We start from the raw sequence: 12705 nt of genomic DNA on the forward strand, positions 1-12705 counted from the left end.
GCGTAGCCGACATCCGGCTTGATAGCGCTGCGCTTATCAGGTCTACAATTCACCTCTGTCCGGCATAAATCAGCCTTATCTTACACAGACAAATCCGGCTTCACGGCGTAGTATAATTTCTCTTCTTACGCTGTGGAGTCGATATGTCGCAAAAAATCACCCTCGTTAAAGACAAAGTCCTTTCTGATAACTATTTCATCCTGCGCAATATTACCTACGATCTGACCCGCTCGAACGGCGATGTCATCCGCCACAAACGTGAAGTGTACGATCGCGGCAATGGGGCAACGATCCTGCTGTATAACGCAGAGAAAAAGACGGTGGTGCTGATTCGTCAGTTCCGCGTAGCGACGTGGGTGAACGGTAACGAAAGCGGGCAGTTGATTGAAACCTGCGCCGGATTACTGGACAACGACGAGCCGGAAGCCTGCATTCGCAAAGAGGCCATTGAAGAGACAGGCTATGAAGTGGGTGAGGTGCGCAAGCTCTTTGAGCTGTACATGTCTCCCGGCGGTGTGACGGAGCTGATTCACTTTTTTATCGCCGAATACAGCGAAAGCCAGCGTGCTAACGCGGGGGGTGGTGTCGAAGATGAAGACATCGACGTGCTGGAATTACCGTTTACTCAGGCGCTGGAGATGATTAAAACCGGTGAAATACGAGACGGTAAGACCGTGTTATTGCTCAACTATTTGCAATCTTCCCATTTAATGGATTGATAAATAAGGTTTATATTTCTTTACGAATGATTGAATCTATCCGACAAATCCGATTGAGCATGGTTAACAGCACAACGAAGATACGACCTGTGTTGTTCGTTTGACTTCTGGGGTTATTACCGTCCATGCGCTATCGCGTTATTTTCCTTTTCCTGCTCGGCCTGATTCCGGCCCGCTTGCTGTGGGCCGCGCCCGCGCAACAGGCCTTTTCTGACTGGCAGGTAACCTGTAATAACCAGAATTTTTGTGTCGCGCGTAACACCGGTGAACATGGCGGGCTGGTGATGACGCTGAGCCGCAGTGCCGGGGCGCATACCGATGCCGTCTTGCGCCTCGATCTTGGCGGATTGACCGCGCCCACCAACGAAGCGGATATCGCGCCACGCCTGTTGCTGGATGGCAAACCGTTGGCGCTGAGCCCAGATCACTGGAGAATGACGCCGTGGCACCTGATGACAGACGACCCGGCGACTATCGCTGAATTTCTGCTGACGATTCAGGACGGGAAGGCGATTACCCTGCAAAAGGGCAATCAAACCATTTCGCTGGCCGGGCTGAAAGCGGCGCTGTTGTTCATCGACGCGCAGCAGAAGCGGGTGGGCAGCGAAACGGCGTGGATTGAAAAAGGGGACGATCCTCCACTGAGCGTGCCACCGGCACCGGCGCTGAAAGGCGTAGCCGTCGTTAACCCAACACCCACACCGCTCTCCCTCGACGAACGCAACGACCTTCTTGATTACGGCAACTGGCGAATAAACGGCATTAAGTGTTCACTCGATCCTTCACGCCGTGAGGTGCGGGTGACCGCCCTTACCGATGACAAAGCCCTGTTGATGATCGCCTGCGAAGCCGGAGCGTACAACACCATCGATCTGGCGTGGATCGTGTCGCGGAAAAAACCACTGGCCTCACACGCCGTACGCCTACGTTTACCGTTTAACAGCGGCGCGGAAAGTAATGACATGGAGTTAATGAACGCCGTGTTTGATGAGAAGTCGCGTGAACTGGTTACCCTGGCAAAAGGGCGAGGATTAACGGACTGCGGCATCCAGACTCGCTGGCGTTTTGACGGTCAGCGTTTTCGTCTGGTGCGTTATGCCGAAGAGCCGAGCTGTGATGGCTGGCATGGGCCAGATGCCTGGCCCACGCTGTGGATCACGCGTTGATTTTTTATCGGATGACGACGCAGTCGTCATCCGGCGTTGTAGACATCAGGCGTTCAAAACCTTGTGTGCTTTCTCCACAATGTTCTCAACCGTAAAGCCGAAGTAAGGGAACAGCTTCTCTGCTGGCGCGGATTCACCGTAGCCGGTCATCCCGACAATCGCCCCTTTTAAGCCCACATATTTGTACCAGTAATCGGCAATACCGGCTTCGACCGCGACGCGCGCGCTGACGTTCGATGGCAGCACCGACTCGCGGTATGTCTCGTCCTGGGCATCGAAAATATCCGTCGAGGGCAGCGATACCACGCGGACGTTACGCCCTTCGCCGGTCAGTTTCTCCGCGGCCTGCAGGGTAATCTCCATTTCTGACCCGGTGGCAATCAGAATGATATCCGGTTTGCCGCCGCTGTCTTTCAGCACGTAGCCACCGCGGGCGATCGCTTTCACCTGCTCCGGCGTGCGTTCAACCTGTGCCAGGTTCTGTCGTGACAGGATCAGCGCCGTGGGACCATCATGGCGCTCGACCGCCAGCTTCCAGCCCACTGCAGCTTCAACCTGATCGCACGGACGCCAGGTGCTGAAATTGGGCGTCAGACGCAGGCTGGCCAGTTGTTCCACAGCCTGGTGGGTCGGACCATCTTCCCCCAGACCGATGGAGTCATGGGTATACACCATGATTTGTCGCGCTTTCATCAGTGCCGCCATGCGCGCGGCATTACGCGCATATTCAACGAACATCAGGAAGGTGGCGGTATAGGGCACGAATCCGCCGTGATGGGCGATGCCGTTGGCGATGGCGGTCATACCAAATTCACGCACGCCATAGTGAATGTAATTGCCCGCCAGATCCTCTTTTAGTGAGGTGGAACCTTTCCAGATCGTCAGGTTGCTCGGCGCCAGATCCGCCGAACCGCCTAACAGCTCCGGCAGAAGTGGGCCGTAGACGTTGAGAGTATTTTGCGATGCCTTGCGGGTGGCGATTTTGGCGGGGGTCGCCTGTAACTCGTTGATGTATTTCTGTGTGGTTTTTTCCCATGCCTCTGGCAGACCGCCGGTCATGCGGCGCGTGAACTCTGCGGCCAGTTGCGGGTGCGCTTTCTGGTAAGCGGCGAATTTTTCGTTCCAGTGCTGTTGCGCTTTCTCGCCTTTTTCGCGGGCGTCCCAGGCGCGATAAATCTCTTTCGGGATCTCAAATGCCGGATGGTGCCAGCCGAGTTTTTGGCGGGTCAGCGCCACTTCTTCTTCGCCCAGCGCCGCGCCGTGGGATTCCTCTTTCCCTGCTTTGTTCGGTGAGCCAAAGCCGATCACCGTGCGGCAGATAATCAGCGACGGTTTGTCCTTCACGCTCTGTGCTTCCTGAATCGCTCTCTTCACCGCTTCCGGGTCGTGGCCATCAATCTCGTGGACGACATGCCAGTGGTAGGCCTCAAAGCGTTTGGCGGTATCATCGGTAAACCAGCCGTCGGTTTCACCATCAATGGAGATACCGTTGTGATCGTAAAAACCGATCAGCTTGCCCAGCCCCAGCGTTCCCGCCAGCGAACAGACCTCATGCGAAATGCCTTCCATCAGGCAGCCGTCACCCATAAACACATACGTGAAGTGATCGACAATCTCGTGGTCCGGCTGGTTAAACTGTGCCGCCAGCGTGCGTTCGGCAATGGCTAAACCGACGGCGTTCGCCAGCCCCTGGCCCAGCGGCCCGGTGGTGGTTTCCACGCCTGGCGTATAGCCGATTTCCGGGTGGCCTGGCGTTCTGGAATGCAACTGGCGGAAGTTTTTCAACTCTTCAAGCGGCAGGTCATAGCCTGACAGATGCAGCAGGCTATAGAGCAGCATAGAAGCGTGACCGTTCGAAAGAATAAAACGATCGCGATCGTACCAGGTTGGATCGGTCGGGTTGTGCTTAAGAAAATCGTTCCACAGCACTTCGGCGATATCCGCCATTCCCATCGGCGCGCCGGGGTGACCGGAATTGGCTTTCTGAACAGCGTCCATACTGAGCGCACGAATGGCATTGGCAAGGTCTTTACGGGACATAGAACACTCCGTGGCAAGGTTTAGAGTTTGGCCGCAAGCAGGTCTTCCAGTTTGCGTTGGTCAACGGCGAACAGACGGATACCGTCAGAGAGTTTCTCTACCGCCATCGCATCCTGGTTATGCTCCCAGCGGAATTCAGCTTCGCTCATGGGGGCGGGACGATGGAAGGTTTGCGAAGACGGCACCAGCTTGCGCACGACCGGTTCTTCTTTTTCCTGTAATTCTTTCAGGAGATTGGGGGCAATCGTCAGGCGATCGCAGCCGGCCAGCGCGAGGATCTGCTCAGTGCGGCGAAAACTGGCGCCCATGACGATGGTGTCATAACGATGCTGTTTGAAGTAATCGTAGATATTGCGCACCGACTTCACGCCGGGATCTTGCTCGACAACGTACGGGTCCATCGGGCTGCGCGCCTGATACCAGTCATAGATGCGCCCGACAAACGGAGAGATCAAAAAGACGCCCGCTTCAGCGCAGGCGCGGGCCTGAGCAAAGGAAAACAGCAGCGTCAGGTTGCAGTTAATTCCCTCTTTCTCTAACGCTTCTGCCGCGCGAATACCTTCCCATGTGGAGGCCAGTTTGATCAGTATGCGGGATTTATCGATCCCCTGCTGCTGGTACAAATCCACCAGGTGGCGGGCCTTGTCGATACTCTTTTGTTGATCGAAGGAGAGGCGGGCATCCACTTCGGTCGACACGCGTCCCGGAATGCTTTTAAGAATTTCCGCACCAAAATTGACCGCCAGTTTGTCGCAGGCTTCGGCAACCTGCTGTTCCTGGGTTTTACCCCGCTGCTTTCCCCAGCGGATCGCATCGTCAATCAGATGCGCGTAGTGCGCCAGGCCAGCGGCTTTCAGCAGCAGGGAAGGGTTGGTGGTGGCATCCTGGGGTTGGTAATGACGAATAGACTCAATATCACCACTGTCGGCCACGACAGTGGTGAATTGTTTGATGCCGTCTAACTGGTTCATAGGAAATACTCCTTGAAAAGTAACGTGTTAGGTGAGTGCTTAAAATCACACTTCTGAGAAATTCATGATGTGCACCACAAAAAAGCATAGCAGACAGGCATGGTATTGCTGGCTTAAGCAGGTAACATGGTTGTTATGAGTTGATTACGAAATCTTTATTTAAGTCGTGATAGTTTGGGGACCTTCAAAGTTTGCGTCCCGCAGTGCGGTGATAATGTGCGACGCACCTGGCTGCGCGTGACTTTTTTGAACGATACGTGAAAGGAACAACAAGATGGATGACCAGTTAAAGCAAAGCGCCCTTGATTTCCACGAATTCCCGGTACCTGGTAAAATCCAGGTTTCTCCGACCAAGCCCCTTGCCACGCAGCGCGATCTGGCGCTGGCCTACTCGCCGGGCGTCGCGGCACCTTGTCTTGAAATCGAAAAAGACCCGCTGGCTGCGTATAAATACACCGCGCGTGGCAACCTGGTTGCCGTTATCTCTAACGGGACGGCGGTGCTGGGCTTAGGCAATATCGGTGCGCTGGCCGGTAAACCGGTCATGGAAGGCAAAGGCGTTCTGTTTAAGAAATTCGCCGGTATTGATGTGTTCGATATCGAAGTCGATGAGCTCGATCCGGACAAATTTATTAACGTCGTTGCCGCGCTGGAACCGACGTTCGGCGGGATCAACCTGGAAGACATCAAAGCGCCGGAGTGTTTCTACATCGAACAGAAACTGCGCGAACGCATGAATATTCCGGTGTTCCATGACGATCAGCACGGCACCGCGATCATCAGTACCGCCGCCATTCTTAACGGCCTGCGGGTGGTAGAGAAAAATATCTCCGACGTGCGGATGGTGGTATCCGGCGCGGGCGCGGCGGCGATCGCTTGTATGAACCTGCTGGTGGCGCTGGGAATGCAGAAGCACAACATTGTGGTCTGCGACTCCAAGGGCGTTATCTACAAAGGTCGCGAGCCGAATATGGCTGAAACCAAAGCGGCCTACGCGGTAGACGATGACGGCAAACGGACGCTGGATGACGTTATTGACGGCGCGGATATTTTCCTTGGGTGTTCAGGCCCGAAAGTGCTGACCCAGGAGATGGTCAAGAAAATGGCCCGCGCGCCGATGATTCTGGCGTTGGCTAACCCGGAACCAGAAATTCTGCCGCCGTTGGCAAAAGAGGTGCGTCCGGACGCCATCATCTGTACCGGCCGTTCCGACTACCCGAACCAGGTCAACAACGTCCTGTGCTTCCCGTTCATTTTCCGTGGCGCACTGGACGTTGGCGCGACGGCAATCAACGAAGAGATGAAGCTGGCTGCGGTCCATGCCATTGCCGAACTGGCGCATGCCGAGCAAAGCGAAGTCGTGGCCTCGGCCTATGGCGACCAGGATCTGAGCTTCGGCCCGGAATACATCATTCCAAAACCGTTCGACCCGCGTCTGATCGTTAAAATTGCGCCAGCGGTTGCCAAAGCAGCAATGGATTCCGGCGTGGCAATGCGTCCCATTGCCGACTTTGACGCTTATGTCGACAAGCTGACGGAATTTGTCTACAAAACTAACCTGTTCATGAAGCCGATTTTCTCGCAGGCACGCAAAGCACCGAAGCGTGTCGTGTTGCCGGAAGGGGAAGAGGCGCGTGTGCTGCACGCAACGCAAGAACTGATCACGCTGGGTCTGGCGAAGCCGATCCTGATCGGCCGTCCGGGCGTAATCGAAATGCGCATTCAAAAACTGGGGCTGCAGATCAAAGCAGGCGTCGATTTTGAGATCGTTAACAATGAATCCGATCCGCGCTTTAAAGAGTACTGGAGCGAGTACTACCAGATTATGAAGCGTCGAGGCATTACCCAGGAGCAGGCGCAGCGTGCGGTGATCGCCAACACCACGGTGATTGGGGCGATCATGGTACAGCGCGGTGAAGCGGATGCGATGATCTGCGGCACTATCGGTGATTACCATGAACACTTCAGCGTGGTGAAAGCGGTGTTTGGCTACCGTGAAGGCGTCCATACCGCCGGGGCGATGAACGCGTTACTGCTGCCGAGTGGCAACACCTTTATTGCCGATACCTACGTCAATGACGATCCTGAGCCGGAAGAGCTGGCGGAAATCGCCGTGATGGCGGCGGAAACCGTGCGTCGCTTTGGTATCGAACCGAAAGTGGCGCTGCTGTCGCATTCTAACTTTGGTTCGTCCAACTGTCCGTCTGCCGGCAAAATGCGCGCCGCGCTGGAGATTATCAAAGCACGTGCGCCTGACCTGATGATTGACGGCGAAATGCATGGTGATGCCGCGCTGGTGGAAAGCATTCGTAATGACCGGATGCCGGACAGCCCGCTGAAAGGCTCGGCCAATATTCTGGTGATGCCGAATATGGAAGCGGCGCGTATTAGTTACAACCTGCTGCGTGTTTCCAGTTCGGAAGGGGTCACTGTTGGGCCGGTACTGATGGGGGTCTCGAAACCCGTTCATGTATTAACGCCGATCGCCTCTGTTCGTCGAATTGTTAATATGGTCGCGCTGGCGGTGGTTGAAGCACAAACACAGCCGCTGTAATTCATTGTCATGATGATTTAAGTCCCGTTCTTACCCTGACTGACTCAGGGTAAGAACGTTCTTTATGTATCCTGTCCACATTATTATTAAGCAGATCGTCACCGGTGCGCTATCTGTTCCTTTCTCGTTGCCTCCAGATTAAAACGCCATTAAATTCCTTGCGCTGGCTGAATGAAATCGAAATAATGTTCTCTCGCATAAATTCTGGTTGCTGAAAATGTCTTTGAAATCAATTTTAAGAGGTTTTTTTTATCGTTTTTATGATTATCAGTCTTCTTATATTGATAATTCAAATATAAAGCTAGCGGTTATTCATATCCCTGACCAAATCGGGGATGCGATGTCAATTTTTCCGGTAATACGTGCGCTGGAATCGAATAACGTAGAACATGTGTTAATTGTATCGTCAACGATTAATCAGTCAGTATTTGAGGCACTTTCGATGCGACAGACAAAATTGACCGTAATAAGCATGACGATGCAGGACTCTGCCACGTTGAATGAAATAAAAACGGTCGCCAGAAAAATAAAACGGGAATATGGAGTTCCCGATATCTGCATCGAAGCCATGCGCCGGAAGAACCTGAAAACAATGGTGTTCATCAATGGATTAAGGGCAAAAACGAATCTTCAGGCGGCTGGATTAATGATGAAGTGTTATTCCCCGGTGTGTAAAATTGCTTCAAGAATGGATCAGGTCCTTCGTGCTCCAGTGCCAATGACCTGGGCAATTTTGATGAGGGAAGCGGGATTCCCTGCGGTAAGGGCTGCTTTCGAACTCCCACTCAGCGAAGTGGTGTTAACAGAGGTTCGCCGTGAGACCTCGACGTTAGGGCGGTATATCGCCCTGAATTTAGAAGGCAGTGCGCAGGAACGCTCGTTCTCACACGCAGTTGCCGAAAAGCTCATCGCGATTATCAAACGAGAGATTGAACTGCCGATTATCATTGTCCATGGGCCGAAGGGGATCGATAATGCAGTATCATTAACGCAGTCGTGTGAAAATGTGCATCGACTGTCTTTATCGCCATCCATAATGCGTTCCGCTGCGGTTATCAACGGAGCCTTTCTGGCCATTACGCCAGATACGTCCATATTACATATGACAAGTGCATACAATATTCCTGTCATTGCGGTTTATGCCGACTATAAAACACGTTGGCCGGCAATGCAGGATATTTCAGAAACGATAGTGGTCGGCAAAGAGATTGACCATATCAATCTGGATGAATTTAACGTTGCGATAAAGCGTGTTATCGCGCGGATTCAGAATTGCTCATAAGAGCATAAACTTTGGGATCTATTTTTTGGATTGGCCTTAGAACATCTTCATAAAGATTCTATCCCCCCATCAACCCAATTGGGTCCTGCGTGATATACCTTCCCTGTAACGGGTCGTAGTACCGGTGCCGGTTATAGTACAGCCCTGTCTCCTCGTCATACTGCTGTCCCGGCAGACGAATAAGCTGTTCCAGGTTATACGGGTTATCTTCCCGCAGCACATTTCCCCATTCGTCAAACTCTGCGCGCCACGCAACCCGTCCGTTAATGTCAATCAGCACCAGCGGCAGCCCCGGTGGTCGCAGTGGTACAGGTGGATTTTTCTCTCCGGTATATATTCCGGTTCTATTCGGGTTAAGAGATACACCCTAGTAAAATATTCGAATATATGCACAGTAGATTATTTTGTGTGTATTACATTTAACACCTGACCATCTTTTTTCGCTATTAGTATTGTAAAATTCCCCCCTAACGTCTCCGGTTGTTTTCCCTCTATCTTCCAATAAGCATTGTCATCTGTGATGCTATATGGCTTTTGAAATTCCGCCTTTTCTTTTCCATATATATATTTAACATAAACATATGATAGTTCCAAAGCCATTTCACGGCTATTTACTAAAAAATCCACTGAATTTTCTCTTCCAAATGCTGAGTGTGATATTGCAAACAATATCAAAGCAAGTGATATAAATGAGTTCTTCAAGGTTTACACCTACCGAATATCAAAAGTTGTGGGTAAAGCATTAGATTCAGAATATATAATATTTTCACCGTCGGAATCCATTTTTCCAAAACGCCCTTCTGGTGTACCTAAATACCCATTAAGGGCATGTTTTTTAGAATAGTTAATGTCCGCAGGAGAAAATTCTTCGTTTTTATAGTGCCGATTATATGCACCATGAGTATGATAGGCTCCCGTGGATGCTGAACCAGCAGGACATGGGCTACTCAGTGAGTTAGAACTGGAATCCGTACCCTCCTTAGGTTTCGTGGAAAAATATTCCCCTTTATTATCCTTACATATCATACCTGCATATTCCCTATTATTTACTATTGATAATCCATTTATTTTCTTTAGTGCTTCAAAAGCAGCGGTTTCTTGATTATCAAATTTCTCTGGCCCGATAAAAGGTGAAAACAACTGACATATTCCTTCTGTACATGCTCCCGACTTTGCATCACTCCACGCAGATAATCCTAATGGATCTATTTTGGACAAAGGATTCAACGGATACGTGTAAGGATTCCATCCCCCCATCAACCCAATAGGATCCTGAGTGATATATCTTCCCTGCTCAGGGTCGTAATACCGGTGCCGGTTATAGTACAGCCCCGTTTCTTTATCCCACTGCTGCCCCGGCAGACGGATGAGCTGTTCCAGGTTATACGGGTTATCTTCCCGCAGGATATTCCCCCATTCATCAAACTCTGCGCGCCACGCAATGGCCCCGTTAACGTCAATCAGTGCCAGCGGCAGGCCCCGGTGGTCGCAGTGGTACAGGTGGATTTTACGTTCCGGCGTGTATTCCGGTTCCAGCTGATTTTTCATCTGTTCCGGCGTCAGGCCGCACTGTGCCAGCCACGTCCGGCTGGCTTCGCTGAGTTCCCCGCGCCGTAGTTCCGCTTCCAGATTATCCACCATCGCCACCAGTTCCGGCGGGAAGGTCACGTTTGCTTCCTGCTGAAATTTCTCCGCCAGCGTGCGGCGGGTGGCTCTGGTCAGTTCTCCGGTAGCCGTTTCAATACGGATGAGCGGCGTGAAGCTCCCAGGCAGGTACACGGTCTGGATGCGGGTTTTGTCCGTCTGCGTGGTGGTCAGCCGGTTGCCATCCCAGGCGTACCACACGGTTTCCTGCAGCGCCGGCTGTGAACACGAGCCATCGTGATATACCGTACATGCCCACACCCGTTTGCTGACGCGGCGGCCCGGCGGGTCGTAAAGATAGCGGCTTTCCGTCAGCACGTTGCCCTGTTGCATCCGGCGGTAGTGCGTCAGCCGGTGCTGGTTATCATAGCGGTAATGATGCACGACGCTGCCGTGCGGGCGTATCCGGCGCTCGTCTTTCTCTGTCAGCCTGCCGTGTTCGTCATAATGGTAAAAATTCTCCACATCCTGGGTGATGCGGTTATCCGGGAAGCGTTCCGGCAGCATCGGGTATCTATCCCGTTGCGCTGTCCGGTTGCCCGCGGGGTCGGTGAACGTCCACTGCGCCAGGTCGTGGTGGGGCGACTGAATGTGTGTGCCGAGGAGCCTCCCGGCGTCGCTGTACTGATAATCCCGCTGCTCATGCTGCCCGCGGATGCGGACCAGCTGTCCGCCGCTGTTCCAGGTGTAGTCACGGTTAAGCTGGTGAATGTTGAGATGATGGAGCTGTAGCTGACCGGCCGGGGTGTATGCCGTGGTCAGGTCGTATTCGCCGAAGTGGCGCTGTCTCTCCCGGTGCAGGCGGTCGCGGGTAAACTCAACCAGCGGCGTGTCGCCGAGCTTCATGCCGGTCAGATAACCGCTGCCGTAAGTGAGCCATTCTACCGGCGGCAGATTATCGGGGATAGTCCGGGTCGCCAGCCCCTTCGTATAATCGTGCCGGGTGATGTGCTGCCACAGCAGCTCTCCCGTTTCGGGATGCTGCACCGTCTGGCGTTCAAGGTTCATCCGTCCCTGTTTATCGTACTCATACTGCACGGCGACGCGGTGGCCGTCGCTGAGATGGCTGACTTCGGCCAGCCAGCCGCGCGCGTTGTACTGCCAGCGCTCTGCCTCCTCGTCATTCACCGTTCGGTATGTCAGCCGGTCTGACGCATCGTAATGCCAGAGGGTGACAAGGCTTTCGTCCTCACTGCGGATAAGCTGCCCGGTAATACCGTACTGATAACGCTGCGTCCTGCCGTCAAAGCCCGCTTCCTGCACCAGCCTGTCCAGCACATCATAAGCGAAGGTGGTGTGGCTGCCGTTTTCGTTGGTCAGTTGCGTCACACGACCTGCGGCATCGTATTCTACCCGGCGTGTCAGGCCGCCAGTGATGGTGCTCACCGGATGTCCTGCGGCATCATACTGCGTCTCCGTGAGTACGCCGTCCGGGCCAGTGACCGCCATCAGGTCGCCCGCGATGCTGTACTCATAGCGGGTTTCGTGGCCCTGTGCATTTTTCTGGCTGACCAGTCTGCCCCGGTCATCGTAAGCACGGTACTGGCTGAGGCCTTCTTCCTGATGAAGGGCAGTGACCTGACCGAAGCGGTCATATTCGTAACGGGTCTGGTAGCCTGAGCAGTCGGTGAAGCTCAGCAACTGCCCGTAGCGGCTCCACGTCATCTGTTTCCGGCTGCCGGTGGCGTCTTCGGTGGCGGACGGGTATTCACTGTGCGGGTCAGCATACACATAGCGGGTGGTGCTGCCGTCGCGCAGGATTTCGGCGGTGAGTCTGCCCTGAACGTCGTATTCCTGCCGGCTTTGCAGGCCGTCCGGGTATACGGTGTCCGTCAACTGGCGCTGGCTGTTGTAATAAAATTCAGTACGCCTGCCGTCTGGCGCGACGATTTCTTTTAACTGGCCGGAGCCGGGACTCAGGCGGTATTCCGTCTTGCGGCCCGCCGCATCGGTCTGTGCAATAAGTCTCCCTGCCGGGTCGTATTCACTGTGAATGGCGCTGCCATCGGAGCGTTCCTGTTTCACTACCCGCTTCAGCCCGCCTTCGCCTTCGGTGTAAAGCACTTCCCGGCGGTTCAGGCTGTCGGTGATAATGACGCGGTTCTGTTCATACGAGTAGGTATAGCTTAAGCCTTCCGGGTTACGCTGTTCCGTTACCCGCCCGGCGATGTCATAGCGATAGCGTATCTCTGGTCTGCCCGCATAACGGTGTGCCACCATGCGTCCCGGATGCGGCGGGTCATACGTAAAATGGCGTACTGCCGTGCCGCTGCGGTCGTATACCGTTGCCAGTTCGCCACGCGGGGAATAGTCGTATCGCGCCAGCGGC

Annotated in this window: 8 protein-coding genes and 1 pseudogene; 4 read left to right on the forward strand and 5 right to left on the reverse strand. The window is 53.7% G+C overall.

All coding sequences use genetic code 11. The annotated features are described in order from the left end of the window. The first annotated feature begins 143 nt into the window (after positions 1–143). Both nudK and OGW13_RS02645 read left to right on the forward strand, forming a co-directional pair. Positions 144–719: a GDP-mannose pyrophosphatase NudK gene (gene nudK, locus OGW13_RS02640; RefSeq protein WP_044256903.1), complete on the forward strand. Its 576-nt coding sequence runs from the start codon at positions 144–146 to the stop codon at positions 717–719. A 125-nt stretch (positions 720–844) separates the two neighbouring features. Beyond that, positions 845–1885, forward strand: a complete 1041-nt coding sequence (locus OGW13_RS02645) for a DUF1176 domain-containing protein (protein ID WP_042999873.1) — start codon at positions 845–847, stop codon at positions 1883–1885. Between the two features lie 45 nt (positions 1886–1930). Here OGW13_RS02645 and tkt read toward each other — a convergent pair whose 3' ends face one another. Further along, a complete protein-coding gene (gene tkt / locus OGW13_RS02650; RefSeq protein ID WP_192502263.1) occupies positions 1931–3925 on the reverse strand; it encodes a transketolase in 1995 nt (664 codons plus the stop codon). Positions 3926–3945: 20 nt separating this feature from the next. Continuing rightward, entirely contained in the window at positions 3946–4896 is a 951-nt protein-coding gene (tal, locus tag OGW13_RS02655; protein ID WP_044256900.1) for a transaldolase, read from the reverse strand. Positions 4897–5170: 274 nt separating this feature from the next. Here tal and maeB point away from each other — a divergent pair, with 274 nt between their 5' ends. Next, positions 5171–7450, forward strand: a complete 2280-nt coding sequence (gene maeB / locus OGW13_RS02660) for an NADP-dependent oxaloacetate-decarboxylating malate dehydrogenase (protein ID WP_044264854.1) — start codon at positions 5171–5173, stop codon at positions 7448–7450. A 217-nt stretch (positions 7451–7667) separates the two neighbouring features. Beyond that, a complete protein-coding gene (locus tag OGW13_RS02665; protein ID WP_287115580.1) occupies positions 7668–8732 on the forward strand; it encodes a glycosyltransferase family 9 protein in 1065 nt (354 codons plus the stop codon). Here OGW13_RS02665 and OGW13_RS02670 read toward each other — a convergent pair. The 3 genes and pseudogenes from OGW13_RS02670 to OGW13_RS02680 all read right to left on the reverse strand — a co-directional run. Further along, positions 8704–9074, reverse strand: a pseudogene (locus OGW13_RS02670) (RHS repeat-associated core domain-containing protein); the annotation flags it as partial. The gene OGW13_RS02665 and the pseudogene OGW13_RS02670 sit on opposite strands and share 29 nt — an antisense overlap. A 57-nt stretch (positions 9075–9131) precedes the next feature. Next, positions 9132–9434 (reverse strand): NTF2 fold immunity protein, encoded by a 303-nt coding sequence (locus OGW13_RS02675; protein WP_235188482.1) that lies wholly within the window; start codon positions 9432–9434, stop codon positions 9132–9134. Positions 9435–9443: 9 nt separating this feature from the next. Further along, a partial coding sequence (locus tag OGW13_RS02680) for a DUF4329 domain-containing protein (protein ID WP_287115582.1) occupies positions 9444–12705 on the reverse strand: 3262 nt, incomplete at its 5' end.

The sequence above is a fragment of the Citrobacter sp. Ca225 genome (assembly GCF_030337175.1).
Lineage (GTDB): Bacteria > Pseudomonadota > Gammaproteobacteria > Enterobacterales > Enterobacteriaceae > Citrobacter_A > Citrobacter_A amalonaticus.